Annotated in this window: 13 protein-coding genes and 1 riboswitch; of the genes, 2 read left to right on the top strand and 11 right to left on the bottom strand. The window is 68.6% G+C overall.

The features are described from left to right. Positions 1–832: 832 nt before the first annotated feature. The 9 genes from cobO to KIP79_RS39035 all read right to left on the bottom strand — a co-directional run bounded on the left by cobO (position 833) and on the right by KIP79_RS39035 (position 11,846). Positions 833–1,429, bottom strand: coding sequence for a cob(I)yrinic acid a,c-diamide adenosyltransferase (gene cobO, locus KIP79_RS39075; protein ID WP_214110055.1), 597 nt, complete (start codon positions 1,427–1,429; stop codon positions 833–835). Between the two features lie 54 nt (positions 1,430–1,483). Next, positions 1,484–3,985 carry a VWA domain-containing protein gene (locus KIP79_RS39070; RefSeq protein WP_214110054.1) on the bottom strand — a complete coding sequence of 834 codons (2,502 nt, stop codon included), beginning with the start codon at positions 3,983–3,985 and terminating at the stop codon, positions 1,484–1,486. Beyond that, entirely contained in the window at positions 3,979–4,455 is a 477-nt protein-coding gene (locus KIP79_RS39065; RefSeq protein WP_308170117.1) for a histidine phosphatase family protein, read from the bottom strand. Before KIP79_RS39065 ends, KIP79_RS39070 begins: the two co-directional genes overlap by 7 nt. A gap of 90 nt (positions 4,456–4,545) precedes the next feature. Continuing rightward, on the bottom strand, positions 4,546–5,259 hold the full coding sequence (locus KIP79_RS39060) for a CbtA family protein (protein ID WP_214110052.1): 714 nt from the start codon (positions 5,257–5,259) through the stop codon (positions 4,546–4,548). Positions 5,260–5,263: 4 nt separating this feature from the next. After that, positions 5,264–5,458, bottom strand: coding sequence for a CbtB domain-containing protein (locus KIP79_RS39055; protein ID WP_214110051.1), 195 nt, complete (start codon positions 5,456–5,458; stop codon positions 5,264–5,266). 32 nt (positions 5,459–5,490) lie between these two features. Next, positions 5,491–5,608, bottom strand: a riboswitch (cobalamin riboswitch). A 435-nt stretch (positions 5,609–6,043) separates the two neighbouring features. Beyond that, positions 6,044–7,561 carry a depupylase/deamidase Dop gene (dop, locus tag KIP79_RS39050; protein WP_214110050.1) on the bottom strand — a complete coding sequence of 506 codons (1,518 nt, stop codon included), beginning with the start codon at positions 7,559–7,561 and terminating at the stop codon, positions 6,044–6,046. A gap of 92 nt (positions 7,562–7,653) precedes the next feature. Further along, entirely contained in the window at positions 7,654–8,823 is a 1,170-nt protein-coding gene (locus KIP79_RS39045; RefSeq protein WP_308170116.1) for an acyltransferase family protein, read from the bottom strand. 192 nt (positions 8,824–9,015) lie between these two features. Beyond that, entirely contained in the window at positions 9,016–10,788 is a 1,773-nt protein-coding gene (gene arc / locus KIP79_RS39040; RefSeq protein ID WP_214110049.1) for a proteasome ATPase, read from the bottom strand. A gap of 197 nt (positions 10,789–10,985) precedes the next feature. Next, positions 10,986–11,846, bottom strand: a complete 861-nt coding sequence (locus KIP79_RS39035) for a tRNA (adenine-N1)-methyltransferase (protein ID WP_214110048.1) — start codon at positions 11,844–11,846, stop codon at positions 10,986–10,988. A gap of 150 nt (positions 11,847–11,996) precedes the next feature. Here KIP79_RS39035 and KIP79_RS39030 point away from each other — a divergent pair, with 150 nt between their 5' ends. Then, positions 11,997–13,094, top strand: a complete 1,098-nt coding sequence (locus KIP79_RS39030) for a GNAT family N-acetyltransferase (protein ID WP_214110047.1) — start codon at positions 11,997–11,999, stop codon at positions 13,092–13,094. A 5-nt stretch (positions 13,095–13,099) separates the two neighbouring features. Here KIP79_RS39030 and KIP79_RS39025 read toward each other — a convergent pair whose 3' ends face one another. Continuing rightward, complete coding sequence (locus KIP79_RS39025) at positions 13,100–14,197, bottom strand: sensor histidine kinase (RefSeq protein ID WP_214110046.1); 1,098 nt, start codon at positions 14,195–14,197, stop codon at positions 13,100–13,102. Then, entirely contained in the window at positions 14,194–14,856 is a 663-nt protein-coding gene (locus KIP79_RS39020) for a response regulator transcription factor (protein WP_214110045.1), read from the bottom strand. The genes KIP79_RS39025 and KIP79_RS39020 overlap by 4 nt, the downstream gene beginning before the upstream one ends. Before the next feature lie 152 nt (positions 14,857–15,008). Between KIP79_RS39020 and KIP79_RS39015 the strand changes: the two genes are divergently transcribed. Continuing rightward, entirely contained in the window at positions 15,009–16,553 is a 1,545-nt protein-coding gene (locus KIP79_RS39015) for a DUF1349 domain-containing protein (RefSeq protein ID WP_214110044.1), read from the top strand. The last annotated feature ends 234 nt before the right edge of the window (positions 16,554–16,787 follow it).

Raw genomic sequence — 16,787 nt, 5'->3', positions numbered from 1 at the left:
ACCCACCCACCCTTCTTGACCCTCCGGGTCCGGGCCCGGCTCCGCCGGGATGGATAGTTGCCGGGAAGCGTCCACCCACCCACGGGGTGAATGGCTCCCGATGGACTCCCACCCATTTCAACCCTTCGTTCGCTGACCCAGCTCCACCGGAAGAGCTGGCTGCCGTCCCCGCATATGAAGGATTGGTTGCCGGGGAACTCCCAACCACCCCTGCGGCCTTCTGTCGGACCCGGCTCCCGCCGGGGACGGTAGCCTGCCGCGCCGGTACACGTGAAGTTTGACTGCCGTGGTGCTCCCGTCCACCCTTCTATGGCCTTCCTTCTATGGCCTTCGACCGGAACCGGCTCCGCCGGCTTGGACGACTTCCTCACGTGGCCATCCAGGTCGGGCACCCGGGTCGGGAGTGGCCGCAACTGGCGGGTGTCCGGGGCGGTGCGGTCGGTCACATGACCCCGGCGATACCGAACACTCCACTGAGACGGTCTTCGGTGGGGTCGTTTAACCCACACCTCCACGAGAGAGGTAGCCATGTCAAAAACTGTTGGTGATTGTCGGAAGCGCACGCCCCACCCGGGTGGCAGAACGCGTGGTCCTAGGTCGCTTCGGGCGACCGAGCACAGGACGGATTCGAGGTCGAGTTCGATGCTGGACTTTAAGAGCACCGAGTTGGGGATGGAGTGAGTGAGCTCGCCTATCTCTGAATCGAGTTGACGAGCAGGACCCGCACCACGAGCGGGGACGGCAGCCAACTCTCCCGGTGGAGCTGGATCTGCGAACGAAGAGTCGAAATGGGTGTACACACTCGCACCCGCCAGAATTCACTCTCTTTCAATTACCACTCGATGCCTTTTTGGCCTTTTTGGCCGGTGTCCATGGGGTGTTTTAGTTTGATCATTTCGGTTACCAGGTCGGCTTGGGAGAGGAGGGCGGGGTGGGCGTTTCGGCCGGTTATTACTATGTGTTGGGTGCCGGGGCGGGTGGAGAGGGTGGTCAGGACGTCATCTATGGGGATCCAACCCCAGTTAATGGGGTAGGTGAATTCGTCCAGGATCAGGAGGCGGTAGGTTTGGGAAAGTAGGTCTCGTTTTATTTGGGACCAGCCTTCGAGGGCGTCGGCAGCGTGGTCGGATTCTGAGGTGGATTTTTTGATCCAAGACCAGCCTTCGCCCATTTTGTGCCAGGTGACTGGGGGGCCGAGTTCGCCGAGGGTCTGGAGGGCGCGTTCTTCGCCTATTCGCCATTTGGCGGATTTGACGAACTGGAAGACGCCGATGGGCCAGCCCTGGTTCCAGGCGCGGAGGGCTAGGCCGAAGGCGGCGGTTGATTTTCCTTTGCCGGGGCCGGTGTGGACGATAAGCAGGGGGCGGTTGCGGCGCTGGCGGGTGGTCAGGCCGTCGTCCGGGGTGTGCTCGGGTTTGCCCTGGGGCATGGTTCCTCTTTCCGGCCGGGACGGGGGTCAGTTCAAGCGGCCCTTCGGCTCGCGTCAGGCGGCGCTTCGGCTCGCGCGGACTACGTGGGCCAGGCCGACGTGGGCCAGTTCGTCCAGGTGGACAAGTGCGGCGTTCAGGTGGGCGGCCAGCGCGCCGGCCAGGCCCAGGCGGATGGGGCCGGTTTCGCAGTCGACGAGGACGGTGGCGGTTCCGGCCAGGCGGGCGGCGGCGAGGGGGATCTCGCCAAGGGTGCCGGAGGTGGCACGGCCGTCGGTTACGAGCACGAGGAGGGGCCGCCGGGCCAGGTCGCGGAGCTGTTCCACCCGGAGCACGTCCGCTGCCTTGAGCAGTCCTGCCGCGAGGGGGGTGCGGCCTCCTGTGCGCAGGTCCCGCATGCGAGCAGCCCCTGCCTCGACAGAGGAGGTCGGTGGAAGCACCAGCTCAGCCGTCTCCCCGCGGAACGTGATCAGTCCGACCTTGTCGCGCCGTTGGTAGGCGTCGAGCAGAAGACTGAGCACAGCCGCCTTCACGGCCCCCATTCGACGCCGAGCCGCCATCGATCCACTGGCATCCACGGCGAACAGCACCAGATTCCCTTCCCGCCCTTCACGCACGGCTTCGCGAAGGTCGGACCGCTCGATACGGATCCCACCCCTTCCGACCGCAGAACCAGCCCCTCCGACCCCGGAACCAACTCCTCCCACCAAAGAATCAGCGCCTTCAACTTCGGAACCGACCCCTCTCGCAAAGGAACCAGTCCCTCCGACCCCGGAACCGACCCCACCCACCAAGGAACCAGCCCCTTCAACTTCAGAACCGACCCCGCCCACCAAGGAACCGGCGCCTCCGACCCCTCTCGCAAAGGAACCAGCCCCTCCGACCCCGAAATCGGCCCCTCCCGTCGCGGAACCAGCTCCTTCGGCCGCAGGATCGGCCCCTCCGGCCGAGAACGCTTCACGTTGCCGCTGATGGGGTGCGGCGGCCCAGAGGGTTGCCATCAAGTGGATGGCGGTGACCCGTCCGCCGGAAGGCAACCGCGCCCCGACGGTACGACCGTGCGGGGTACGTGCCCGTGACCGGCGTCCAGGTGCTCCAGACCCGATTCCCGGCAGGGTGAAAAGCCGCGCCCGATAGGGCGGATCACTGGCGGGCGTCGTCTGCCCAGACGACGGCAGAGGCGCCTCCCCGTCCTGCCCGGACGGTGGCAGAGTCACGTATCCGTCCCGTCCGGACGGCGGCAGAGTCACGTTTCCGTCCCGCCCGGGCGCAGGGGGGAGCGCTTCCCCGTCCGGCTCGTGCGTGGAACCACCCCGATTGGGGTCGGCTCCGAAGCTGGGATCGTGCTCTGGAGAGCGGTCCAGTAGATCGACATCTGTCGACGCCCCACGGTGACCAGAAGGATCACCAACCCCGTCATCCGAGGCTTGACCAAGCGGTCCGGAATCACTCCCCGCCTCGTCAACAGGATCCGGGGAACCACCGGAACCTTCGGCGGAGAAGTCCGGCGGATGGCCGCCGCCGGGATCGGGAGGATCGTCGTCGGGGTCGTAGTCGCCGAAGCCGCTGAGCAGTTCGTCGAGTTTGGCCTCGTCCAGACCGGGAGCGTCGAACGGGTCGCGGCGGCGGCGATGTGGCAGGGCCAGGCGTGCCGCTTGGCGGACGTCGGTGGAGGTGACCCGGGAGCGGCCGTGCCAGGCCGCGTGGGCCAGCGCCGCGTGGGCGGTGACCAGGTCGGCGCGCATGCCGTCCACCTCGAAGCCGGCGCAGACGGTGGCGATCTGTTTGACGGCGGAGTCGGAGAGCACGACCCCGGGGAGCAGCGCCCGCGCCGAGGCGATGCGGTGGGCCAGGTCGGACTCGGCCGCCGACCAGCGGGCGGCGAAGCCGGCGGGATCCAGCTCGTAGGCCAGCCGCCGCCGGATCACCTCGGCCCGCTCGGCGGGGTCCCGGGAGGCGCGGGCCTCCACGGTCAGCCCGAACCGGTCCAGCAACTGGGGCCGCAGCTCCCCCTCCTCCGGGTTCATGGTCCCGGCGAGCAGGAAACGCGCGGCGTGCCGGACCGAGACGCCTTCGCGCTCGACGTAGCAGGTGCCCAGGGCGGCGGCGTCCAGGAGCAGGTCGACCAGGTGGTCGTGGAGCAGGTTGACCTCGTCCACGTACAGCACGCCGCGGTGGGCGGCGGCGAGCAGGCCGGGTTCGAAGGCCCTCACTCCCTCGGTGAGGGCGCGTTCCAGGTCGAGCGAGCCCGCCAGCCGGTCCTCGGAGGCGCCGACGGGTAGTTCGACCAGCCGGGCCGGCCGTACCGAACCGGAACCGGGGTGCGGCGCGTCGGGGCAGGCGGGGTCGGGGGCCGAGGGGTCGCAGGAGAAGCGGCAGCCGTCGGCCACCTCGACGGGCGGGAGCAGCGCGGCCAGCGCGCGGACGATCGTGGACTTGGCCGTGCCCTTCTCACCCCGCACCAGCACCCCGCCCACCCGGGGCGAGACCGCGTTGAGCACCAGCGCCAGCTTGAGATCGGCCAGCCCGACGACCGCGCTGAACGGATACGTCACCATGATCCTTTCAATGGAAGCCGGAGGTTCCACCGCCCGCCGAGACCGGTCAGTTCGGCCCGGCCGAGCGGTGGCACGTCCACCCGCCGGTACGCCCCCGCGGGGGCGCCCAGCGCGACGACCACGGCCGCCCGGACCAGGCCGGGATGGGTGACCGCCAGCCACCGCCCGGGCGTCAGCGTGGCCAGCCACTCCCCCACCCGGAGGAGCACCGCGCTGACCGGCTCACCGCCGTGGGGCGCCGAATCCGGATCCTCCAGCCATTGCCGGACGCCCTCCGGTTCCGCCGCCACCACCTCGGCCAGCGGGAGCCCCCGCCACCGCCCGTGATCGCAGTCACGCAGCCTCTCCTCGACCGTGGCGGCCTCCACCCCCAGCAAGCGAGCCGTCTCCCGGCACCGTTCCTCCGGTCCACGAACACCCTGCCATCCCGCACCGACAATTCCCGGAAGATCATCCTGCGGGAATCGCACCAGGTCATCGCCGGGAGACGGGAAGGCAGTCGCCTTGAGGGCATAAGTCGGGGCATGGGCGACCAGGGTCACCCGGGCGGCACGCACCGATCAGACCGGGATCGGCTGCGCGGCCCGGGCCGCCGCCCGGTAGGAGAGGTAGGCGAACAGGGCACCCAGCGCCCCCCAGAGCACCACCTGGGTGCCCAGCGAGGCCAGGCGGAAGTTCCACAGCAGGCTGGCGGGGAAGCCTTCGGCCACCTCGTCCACCGCCGGGAGCACCGCCCAGGAGACCGCCACCGGCACCAGGAACGCCAGCCCGCCGGCCAGCCAGGAGCGAGGACCGGCCCCGCCGGCCAACCGGTGGGCGACCGCCCCTGCGGCCACCGCGAGCAGCCCGATCGCCACGGCGACCAGGTAGAGCGTGGTGCGCTGCCCGATCGTGGCCGGATCCCCCACCGCAGGCGGGTTGGCCGGATATTTCACGAAAGGCACCAGCACTACCGCCGCGAACCCCGCCCCCGCGAGGGCGACGGCCAGCGCGGGGTCGGAGCGTGGGCCGGTCCGGCCCCGGGCGAAGGCGTAGGCGAGGGCGAACAGGCCGCCGAGGGCCAGGCCGTACAGGGCGGTGGCCAGGAACAGGCCGCCCTGCTGGCCGGCCCGGCTGACCAGTTCCTCGGCGTGGTGGCCGTCACCTGCGACGGCTTCTTCGAGCGCGATGGCGCTGTCGACGTACGGCTCACCGACCAGGAAGGCGAAGATTCCGGCGGCGAACCCGGCGAGCAGTCCGGCGAGCAGACCCCGGACCAGAAGGACGCGGACCATGGCGTCAGTGGCAGGGCACGCCGAGCAGGTGGCGCCCGTCGTGCATGAGTTCGTGCAGGTAGTTCCCCGCCTGGGAGATCGCCCCCTGGTCGAAGGTGACCAGGTAGGCCACCAGCAGGAGCACCGGCACGGCCAGCGTCCACCAGGCCAGGCGGCGAAGGGGAATGGGTTGCGTGTGCGGGGTCGTGATCTGGCTCACGCCACGGACCTCCTCTGGGATTTCGCGTCCCTGTAGTCGGTGCTGTGGCGGGTGGTGACCTGGCTCCCCTTGCTCGGGCAAGGGTTACAGTGGCGCGACCGCACCGGAGTTACACCGGATTTCCCTCACGCCGCCACAATTCACCGGGAACGTATCCCGAACGGACAAAACCGTCAAGCATGTGCCATGTCACGGCAAAGCTGATACCTTCGGCGTCGCCGTGCATCGCCGCGAACTGAGGAGGTGAGACCGATCAACGCTGTGACAGGTCGGGGCTCCCTCCCCCGCATGGTCTAGGGAGCGCCCGCAGAAGGCATCCCGAAAGGTGTGAAACGCTTTGCGGTTCACCTCCCAGACGTCGTCGGACGGCGTCACCGAACAACTGTTCACCCTCGGCGAGATCCCCGGTGTGCTGTGGACGCCGGAAGACGCCATCGGAACTCGTCCCCTGATCCTGAGGAGATCCCCGAGTTCGAGACCGGCAGCTCGGTGCGGTTCTTCACGCGGCACCTTGGTTAGGGCCGCTGCCGCGTAGTTCGCGACGCGCCGGCCGGGCCTACTCTCCCTGCCGGCGCGTGCCGGTCGTCACCCTTCGCCGGTGAGGGCCGCCACGAGGTCCGCCGCCGTGCGGCAGCGGTCCAGCAGGTCGCCCACGTGGGCCTTGGTGCCCCGCAGCGGCTCCAGGGTCGGCACCCGCTGGAGCGATTCGCGCCCGGGGATGTCGAAGATCACCGAGTCCCAGGAGGCCGCCGCCACCGACTCGCTGTACTGCCTCAGGCAGCGGCCCCGGAAGTAGGCCCGGGTGTCGGTGGGCGGGGTCTCGATGGCCCGCTCCACCTCCTCCTCGGTCACCAGGCGCTGCATGCGGCCACGGGCCACCAGGCGGTTGTACAGGCCCCGGTCGGGGCGGATGTCGGCGTACTGGAGGTCCACCAGCTGGAGCCGGGGGTGCGACCAGGGCAGCTTGTCGCGGGTCCGGTAGCCCTCCAGGAGCTCCAGCTTGGCCACCCAGTCCAGCTCCCGGGAGAGCTGCATCGGGTCCTCCGCCAGCCGGGTCAGCACCGACTCCCAGCGGTTCAGCACGTCCTTGGTCATGTCGTCCAGGCCGGCGCCGTACCGGTCCTCGACGTACTTGCGGGCCTGCTCCAGGTACTCCATCTGGAGCTGCACGGCGGTCATCTTCCGGCCGTTGCGCAGCGGGATCTCGTACTTGCAGGAGGGGTCGTGGGAGACGGCGCGCAGCGCGGCGACCGGGGACTCCACCGACAGGTCCGCGGTGAGAAAGCCGTCCTCGATCATCGCCAGCACCAGCGCGGTCGAGCCCAGCTTCAGGTACGTGGAGATCTCCGACATGTTCGCGTCGCCGATGATCACGTGCAGCCGGCGGTACTTCTCGGGGTCGGCGTGCGGCTCGTCCCGGGTGTTGATGATCGGGCGCTTCAGCGTGGTCTCCAGGCCCACCTCGACCTCGAAGAAGTCGGCACGCTGGCTGATCTGGAAGCCGTCGCCGCGGGAGTCCTGCCCGATGCCCACCTTGCCGGCCCCGCACACCACCTGCCGGGAGACGAAGAACGGGGTCAGGTGCCGGACGATGTCGGCGAACGGGGTGGCCCGCCGCATCAGGTAGTTCTCGTGGCAGCCGTAGGAGGCGCCCTTGCTGTCGGTGTTGTTCTTGTAGAGCTGGATGGGCGCGTTGCCGGGCATGCCGGAGGCGCGGAGCGCCGCGTCGTGCATGACCCGCTCGCCCGCCTTGTCCCAGATCACCGCCGCGCGCGGATTGGTGCACTCGGGGGTCGAGTACTCCGGATGGGCGTGGTCGACGTACAACCGTGCCCCGTTGGTGAGGATCACGTTGGCCAGGCCAAGGTCCTCGTCGGTGAGCTGGCTGGAGTCGGCCGCCTCCCGGGCCAGGTCGAAACCCCGGGCGTCGCGGAGCGGGTTCTCCTCCTCGAAGTCCCACCGGGCCCGCCGGGCGCGCGCGGCCGAGGCCGCCAGGTACGCGTTGACGACCTGCGAGGAGGTCACCATCGCGTTCGCTCCCGGCTGACCGGGCACGGCGATGCCGTACTCGGTCTCGATGCCCATCACCCGCCGTACCGTCATGCGCACCCCATGGCCGTCGTTCCGCCGTTTATATCCCGAGCCTAGCCCCTCTTCTCTACCCGGTTACCCGACAGTTACGGCACAGAGGCCGACTATTCGCCGCGCGCGGGCCGCCGGCCACCGAGAATCCGGCGCAGCAATCGCTGGCCCGGCCGGTCGACGAGCTTGAAAACAAGATACGCCAGCAGGATAGACGCACCCATGGTCAGGGCCGTTAAAAGCCACGGGTTGAATGTCTCCCGCAAACCGGGAATCAGCACCGCGGAGACGTTCTGGTGGAGCAGGTAGAGGGGGTAGGTGAGGGCGCCGACCGTGGTGAGCGGGGCCCACCTGATCCACCGCAGCCAGCCGAGCGCGACCGCTGCCATCAGCAGGAAGATGACCGTGATGGCGATGACGACGCCCGTGGGCGGGGCCGGGAAGCGCTTGATGCCGACCAGGTCCACCCGGCCCTGCACGCGCTCCAGCGCGGCGTAGACCGAGAAGGCATAGCCGACCAGTACGAAGCCCCAGCGGGTCACCGAGGGGCCGAACCGGTAGATCAGGTAGAAGGCCATGCCCGCGACGAAGTACGGCGCCTGCCGCGGCATGACGATCTCGGTGAGCAGATCGTTCTCCAGGTACTCCGCGACCACCACGAGCACCAGCCAGGCCCACATGAAGGCCATGGCCCTGCGCAGCGTGATACCGGCGAGCACCACGATGGCGATGAGGAAGTAGAACTTCAGCTCCACCCAGAGCGACCAGAACACCCCGCCCGCGTGCAGGACGCCGAACGCCTCCTGGAACATCGTGAGGTTCAGCAGGTAGTCGCCGAAGGTGAGGTTGAATTTGAAGCCCTGTACGTCGGTGTAGGTGTACAGCACGTACAAAGCGATGACGGTGAACCAATAGGCCGGGTAGAGGCGGGCTATTCTGGACGCCGCGAACTGGCCAATACTTCTGCCCCACGCGCTCATCAGGATGACGAAGCCACTGATCAGGAAGAAGAGTTCGACGCCCAGGATGCCGAGCGTGGTGACCCGGTTGACCTCGGCGAAGATCTCGGTCGGGAAGTCGCCCCAGATCGACTTGCTGGCGGCCATGTAGTGGAACGCCATGACCGCGAACGCGGCGACGAACCGTAAAAGGTCAAGCTCTATCAGCCGGGGCTGGCCGCCCGCCGCGGGCCGCTCCTGGGCCGGAGCCGGTACGGGGCGCGGGGGCGCCGGCGGAGGGGTGGGCCGTCGGCGGCGGCGCCGGGCCGGCGTGGTGGCGGTCACCAGAGATCACCTTGAGGGCACACGCCTGCTTCGACGCTCGCTGAGTTCACTGGGTTCCCGTGACATCTCCCCAACCACACTCGACCCATGATGTCCCACTAAATCCCCCCAAGCCACCGATACCGAAACTTGGGCGGTAAACGCCGAAACGGCGCGCACCCCGGGGGGGTACGCGCCGCTTCGAGAGTCGCTCTACAGGTACTGACCCGTGTTGGCCACGGTGTCGATCGAGCGGCCCGCCTCGGTGCCCTGCTTGCCCTGCACCAGAGTGCGGATGTAGACGATGCGCTCGCCCTTCTTGCCGGAGATGCGAGCCCAGTCGTCGGGGTTGGTGGTGTTGGGGAGATCCTCGTTCTCGCGGAACTCGTCCACGCAGGCGGCCATCAGGTGCTGGATGCGCAGGCCCTTCTGGCCCGTCTCCAGGAACTGCTTGATGGCCATCTTCTTGCCCCGGTCCACGATGTTCTGGATCATGGCGCCGGAGTTGAAGTCCTTGAAGTACAGGACTTCCTTGTCGCCGTTGGCGTAGGTCACCTCGAGGAAGCGGTTCTCCTCGATCTCGGTGTACATCCGCTCGACGACCCGCTGGATCATCTCCGCGATGGTGCCTTCCCGGCTGCCACCGTGCTCGGCCAGGTCGTCGCCGTGCAGCGGCAGGTCGGAGATGAGGTACTTGGAGAAGATGTCCTTGGCCGCCTCGGCGTCCGGACGCTCGATCTTGATCTTGACGTCCAGCCGGCCCGGCCGCAGGATCGCCGGGTCGATCATGTCCTCCCGGTTGGAGGCGCCGATGACGATGACGTTCTCCAGGCCCTCGACACCGTCGATCTCCGACAGCAGCTGGGGCACGATGGTGTTCTCGACGTCGGAGGAGACACCCGAGCCACGGGTCCGGAAGATCGAGTCCATCTCGTCGAAGAACACGATCACCGGGGTGCCCTCGGAGGCCTTCTCCCTGGCCCGCTGGAAGACCAGGCGGATGTGCCGCTCGGTCTCGCCGACGTACTTGTTCAGCAGCTCCGGGCCCTTGATGTTGAGGAAGAAGCTCTTGCCGGACTGGCCGGTCTTCTCCGCGACCTGCTTGGCCAGGGAGTTGGCGACCGCCTTGGCGATGAGCGTCTTGCCGCAGCCGGGCGGGCCGTACAGCAGCACGCCCTTGGGGGGCCTGAGCTTGTGCTCGCGGAACAGGTCGGCGTGCAGGTAGGGCAGCTCGATGGCGTCCCTGATCTGCTCGATCTGGCCGCGGAGGCCGCCGATCTCGTCGTAGGAGATGTCCGGCACCTCCTCCAGGACCAGTTCCTCGACCTCGGACTTGGGGATGCGCTCGTACACGTACCCCGAGCGGGGTTCGAGCAGGAGCGAGTCGCCGGACCTGATCGGCTGCTCGAGCAGCGACTCGGCCAGCTTGACCACGCGCTCCTCGTCGGCGTGCGAGATGACCAGGGCGCGCTGCCCGTCCTCAAGGAGCTCCTTGAGCATGACGATCTCGCCCACGTCCTCGAAGCCGAGGGCCTCGACCACGTTGAGCGCCTCGTTGAGCATGACTTCCTGGCCACGCCGGAGCGAGGCGATGTCCACCGCCGGGCTGACGTTCACCCGGAGCTTGCGGCCGCCGGTGAACACCTCGATCGTGCCGTCCTCGCGTGCCTCCAGGAACACGCCGAAGCCGGACGGTGGCTGGGCCAGCCGGTCGACCTCCTCCTTGAGGGCGACGATCTGGTCCCTGGCTTCCTTGAGGGTGGCGACCAACCGTTCGTTCTGACTGGTGAGGGCGACCACCTGAGCCTGTACGTCGTGGAGACGCTCTTCGAGGACCCTTGCCTGCCGGGGGGATTCGGCGAGCTTCCGACGCAGCGCGGTGATCTCCTCCTGAAGGAAGGAGACCTGAGTTGTGAGGTCCGTGACCTCCCGTTCGCGCTGCGCGGCCCGAGCCTCTGCGTCATCGCGAGCTGCCACGCCCGTCACCTCCTTCCATTCGAGGAAAGACTACTCAAGTCACTACCAATCTGACGGCCGCAAAAAACGTGGCCGACCGGTGTTCGTCTAGTTACGTGCTGTGCTTGGCGATAAGTACCTTTTGCCCGTTTATTCGGTTGAGCACATGGAACACGGTGTTTGTTCCCCGTGTCACGGCTCTTTGCCGGTTCGCCGCTAAATCGTCACTAGCCTTCGGTTCCCTCCCCGTACGCACCCTTGGCCGGGCGCCTGCGACGCGGTGGTGGCGTGACGCCGTCCGCCATGCGGCGGGCGGTGACGAGGAACCCGGTGTGGCCGACCATCCGATGGTCCGGCCGGACCGCGAGCCCCTCGACATGCCAGTCGCGAACCAAGGTCTCCCACGCGTGGGGCTCGGTGAAACTCCCGTGCTCCCTGAGTGTCTCCACGGTTCTGGACAACTGGGTCGTTGTGGCGACATAACAGCAGATAACGCCGCCGGGGGTGAGGGCTCTGGCGGCGGCGTCCACGCACTCCCAGGGGGCCAGCATGTCCAGGATGACGCGGTCCACGTCGGTCTCGTCCAGGGACTCGACGAAGTCGCCGACCACCAGGCGCCACTGCTTCAGCTCGCCACCGAAGAACTTCTCCACGTTCTTGGTGGCGATCTCGGCGAAGTCGGAGCGACGCTCGTAGGAGGTGAGGGAGCCCTCCGTGCCGATCGCGCGGAGCAGGAAGCAGGTGAGGGCGCCCGAGCCGACGCCGGCCTCGACGACCTTCGCGCCGGGGAAGATGTCGGCCATCGCGACGATCTGGCCGCAGTCCTTGGGGTAGATCACGGCGGCGCCGCGGGGCATGGAGAGGGTGTAATCCTGGAGCAGGTGGCGGAAGGCCAGGAACTGGATGCCGCCCGAGGAGCGGACCACGGAGCCCTCAGGCTGGCCGATCAGGTCGCTGTGCGGGATCCATCCCTTGTGCGTGTGGAAGACCCCGTCCTCCTTCAGCGTCAGCGTGTGGCGCTTGTTCTTGGGGTCGGTGAGCTGTACCTGATCCCCGGCCTGGAACGGGCCGTGCCTGCGAAAACCCATGGGCGCAAGGCTATCGGCGTTCCGGAGGTGCGGGTCCCGTGCGACCTGCGGGCCGTTCGACGCGTGTGCGCTCGGTGAATCGGGCGAAACGGTCTTGACACGGGCTAAATAGGCTCGCTCCGGGGGGCCTTCGCCTGGTAGCAAGGGGGCATGCTCCCCCGTGTGACGATTGCCGCCGGTCCGGTCGAGTTGCGTCCGCCGCAGGAGGCGGACGTGGAGGCGTTGGCTCGTGCCTGCGCTGATCCGGAGATTGCCCGCTTCATTCCGTTGATTCCCGATCATTACACCCGGGAAGACGCGGTGACCTGGGTACATGTGTTTGCCGAGGAGTCCTGGCGGGCGGGCGGTGCCGACTTCGTGATGGCCGATCCCGCGACCGGGGAGGTTCAGGGGGTGGTCGGGGTCAAGCCCGCTGACCGGTTCGGGAACGCCGAGGTCGGGTATTGGGTCGCGCCCTGGGCGCGGGGCAAGGGGGTGGCCACGGCCGCCGTCCGGGCCATCAGTGAGTGGCGTTTCCAGCAGGGGGCGCCGCGGATCGATCTGCTGACCGATGTGGAGAATCTGGGGTCTCAGCGGGTCGCGATGGGGGCCGGGTACACGCGTGAGGGCATTCGGCGGGGTGCCGGCATGCGGCGGGACGGGTCACGATCCGATCTGGTCGCCTTCGCCCGGCTGGCGACCGACTCCGGGGACGCCAAACGTGCCTTCCTGCCGGATTTTCCGCACGGGGAGCTGACCGATGGCGTGGTACGGCTGACGCGGCTCGCTCCCGATGATGCCGCCGACTACCACCGGGTGATGGAGGTGCCGGATGTGATGGCCTCCCGGGTTCCTCCTGGCCCGCCGGACTTCGCGGACAGCCTCCGGCGTTGCCGTACGGCCGGGATGCGGTGGCTGTCCGGTGAACAGGCCGAAATCGCGATCAGGGACGCGGCCACCGGGGCCTACGCCGGGGACATCCAACTCTCCAACATCATCCCCCCACTGGCCCAAGCCATGGTCGGCTACAGCCTGCACCCCGACTTCCGCGGGCGCGGCTTCGTCACCCGCTCCGTGAACCTCCTGGTCTCCTGGGCCTTCGAACACACCTCCATCCTCCGCGTGGTGGCCGGCACCAACCCCACCAACACTCCTTCCCACGAAGTACTCAAACGCGCAGGCTTCACCATGGAATGCCTCGTCAAAAACCTCCTCCCCGGCCCCAACGGCACCCGCATCGACAACATCCAGTGGTCCCGCTCCCGCTGAGCGCATCAGGGACGGTTCAACCGCACGGTGATGGACAAGCCGCCTTCCGGGCGTGCGCTGGTGGTGAGGGTGGCGTGGTGAGCTTGCGTGACGGCATTGACGATGGCGAGGCCTAGGCCGTAGCCGTCGCGGCTGCCGTGACGATCGGGCCCCAGTTTCTGGAAGGCTTGGAAGAGACGCTGAATCTGGTCGTCGGGGATGACCGGCCCGCTGTTGGTGACCGTAAGGGCCACCTGTGTGCCGGAGGTCCGCGTGGTGACCTCTACGTGCCCGTCTTCGTGGTTGTGGCGGATGGCGTTGTCGATGAGGTTGGCGACGAGGCTTTCGATCAGTCTCTGGTCTCCGGTCGTCACCGCTGGCGTCAGGTGTTCGGTTAGGTCGATGCGTCTGTCTGCTGCCTGGTCCCGGCGGGAGGCGAGCACTCCTTCGACGACGTGGGCGAGGTCGAGGGTGTCCCAGCGGGTGACGCCGCGCTCGCTGGTGGCCAGCGCGAGCAGTGCCCGGACGAGCCGCTCCTGGTGTTCGCCGAGAGCGAGGGCCTCCTGGCAGGCCGAGCGCAGGGTGTCGGTGTCGGCATCCCGGTCGGCGAGAGCGACTTCAAGAAGGGTGCGCAGGCCGGCGAGCGGGGTGCGCAACTCGTGGGAGGCGTTGGCGACGAAGTGGCGCTGGGCGTCGAAGGACGCCTGCAGGCGGGCGAACAGGTCGTCGAGCGTGTGGCCGAGCTCGGTCAGCTCGTCCGTGGGCTCGCCGAGATCAAGGCGCCGGTGGAGGTCACCGGCGGAGATGATCTGGGCGGTGGCGGTGATGGCGCGCAGCGGGCGCAGGAACCGGCCGGCGACGAACCAGCCCAGAGCCAGGGCGACGGGAATCAGCAGGACCAGGGCGACGGCGGATCCGGCGAGGAGTTGGGGCAGGCCGATCCCGGGCCCGGTTTCAGTGATCACGCTCGATGAGGAGTGGCCATTGGGGGTGGCCGCCTGGATGCTGGCGAGCGGGACGGCGACGAAGACGACCACGAAGACACCGGCGGCGTAGATGCCCGCCGCGTAGGCGAGCGCGAGCCGCGTCTGCAGGGACCTTCTGGCGAGCTTCTGGGGGGTCATGCCGGTCCGATGCGGTAGCCGCCTTCGCGGATGGTCTCGATCACGGGCGGATCGCCGAGCTTGGCCCGCAACCGGTGCATGGTGTGCTTGACAGCGCTGCTGAAGGGGTCGGCGGCCTCGTCCCAGACGCGTTCGAGCAGTTCCTCGGCGGAGATGACCAGGCCGGGTACGGCGAGCAGGCATTCGAGCAGGGCGAATTCCCTGGGGCTCAGCTCAAGGCGCCGGCCGGCCCGGACCGCGATACGGCGGGCCGGATCGAGGGTGATGTCCCCGCATGCCAGGGTGGGCGGTAGCGGCGGGGTGGCGCGCCGGGCCAGGGCACGGACGCGGGCGACCAGTTCGGCGAACGCGAACGGCTTGGGCAGGTAGTCGTCGGCACCGAGGCTGAGCCCGTCGACGCGGTCCTCGATCGTGCCGGAGGCGGTGAGCATCATTACGCGGGTCGCACAGCGGCCGTGGGCCAGTCGCCGGCAGATCTCGTCCCCGTGGACGCCGGGCAGGTCGCGGTCGAGGATCACCACGTCGTAGCGGGTGGCGGCCAGGCGGTCGAGGGCGGCGGTTCCATCCAGGACGACGTCGACGGCCATGCCCTCGCGGCGCAGCCCGGTTCCGAGGGAGCGGGCGAGGACCTCGAAGTCCTCGACGACGAGGACCCTCACCGCCACTCACCGCCGGTCGTCGTGCGGACGGGGCGGCCGAACCGGCCGCCGGGTCGAGGTGCCATGCCTTTCACGATGCCAGATCCCCGGTTCCAGCCAGGTCGCAGCCGCTGCGACCCGGCTGGAACCGGGTGCCGCGTACAACCGTCGGCATGAGTTCATTCACGCCGCACCGATCCAGCCGACGGGCCGGGCGGGACCGTTTCCCTCACTTGCTCCGCGCGGAGTGGGCCAAGTTCCGCTCCGCGCGGGGCTGGGTGCTCGCCATGGCGGCCTCCGTGCTGGTCACCGTCTCGCTCGGACTGCTGGTCGCCGGGGGCGCCCGCAGCACCTGCGTGACCTGGCAGGGCGAGGGTCCCTGCCCCGCGCCTTTGGTGGGTCCGGATGGCACGGCGGTGAGGGACAAGTACTACTTCGTGCACCAGCCGCTCAAGAGGAACGGCAGCATCGCCGCCCGCGTGTCGGACATGACCGGGCAGATGCGGCTGCCGGACGCCGTGCCCGGGGTGCGCAACGTCAAGGAGGGGGTGGTGCCCTGGGCGAAGGCCGGGCTCCTGGTCAGGCAGAGCCTCACGCAGGGCACGCCTTACGCCGCCGTCATGATCACCGGCAGCCACGGCGTGCGGATGCAGCACAACTTCACCCACGACGTGGCCGGCGGTCCGGTGCAGGGGCCCCGGTGGCTGCGGCTGACCAGGTCGGGCGACACTGTCACCGGCTACGAGTCAGGCGACGGCAAGACGTGGAGGGAGGTCAGCACGGTCGAGTTGACCGAGCTGCCGGAGACCGTCGAGATCGGGCTGTTCGCCACCTCGCCAGGCGTCCTGTGGGAGATGGCGAAAGCCTTCGCCCAGACCACCGCCACCTTCGACCAGATCACGCTGCAGGGCGCGAACGGTTCGTGGCAGCGGGACGACGTCGGCGTCTCCTTGGGGCCCGACGGCAAGACCCTGCATCACCCGGGCGGGGTCGTCGAGTCCGGCGACAAGCTCCTGGTGACCGGGGTCGGGGACATCGGGCCCGCCACGGTGGAGGGCGGTCTGCGCGCTGACCTCATGCTGATCGGCGGGGGTGTCGGGCTGATCCTGGTGCTCGTGGCGGCGGTCACGTTCTACACGGCGGAACACCGGCGGGGGCTGATCGGGACCCCTCTGCCGGCCGAGCCGCGTCCAGCGCGGCTGCTGGCGGCCAAGGCCGTGGTGGTCGGCGCGGTCGCGTTCGTGGCGGGGCTGGGGACCTCGGGGGTCGTGGTCCCTGTCGGCCTGGCGATGTTGCGTGCCAACCAGAACCTGATTCAGCCGATCACTTTGGGTACCGAGCTGCGGGTGATCGTCGGCTACGCGGCGCTGACCGCGGCCGCCGCCGTGCTGGCTTTGGGCCTGGCCGCGCTGGTCAAGCGGGCGATCGTCGCCATCGGGCTGGCCATCGCGCTGGTCGTCGTGCCCTACCTGCTGGCGATCGCGGGCCTGGCGCCATGGCTGCTGATGATCACCCCTGCCGCCGGGTTCGCGATCACGCAGAGCGTCCCCACATTCGCGCATGTGGACGTGGATCCGTCGCTGATCGGGGGCTATTACCCGCTTCCGCCATGGGCTGGTTTGACCGTGACCTGCGGATATGCCGCCCTCGCCCTTGGGGTGGCGACAGCCGTACACCGCAGGAAGGTGTTCCGCTCGCCTAGAGGTGCGGAAACCTGACCGAATGTTCGCGGTTGTCTGTTCATCTGGCTTTTGTGTCAGAGGTGACACTTGGCTGTCGTGACTGGTCATAATCGTGGTGAGCGAGTCGCCGAGTTCGGGGTTGCCGAGCGCTTCCTGGGGGGCGTGACCGGCGCGGCCCGAACCGGTGAGATCGACCGCCGTGCCCACGGCGGCCCCGGTGGCTGTGGTCTGGACTTGTTCCACCAGATTCGTGTGCTGATCTGCCGGAAT

Origin of the sequence: Acrocarpospora catenulata (assembly GCF_018476525.1) — a bacterium.
Lineage (GTDB): Bacteria > Actinomycetota > Actinomycetes > Streptosporangiales > Streptosporangiaceae > Acrocarpospora > Acrocarpospora catenulata.
The sequence above is the reverse complement of the archived record's forward strand: the minus strand, read 5'-3'. Positions and strand labels throughout refer to the sequence as shown.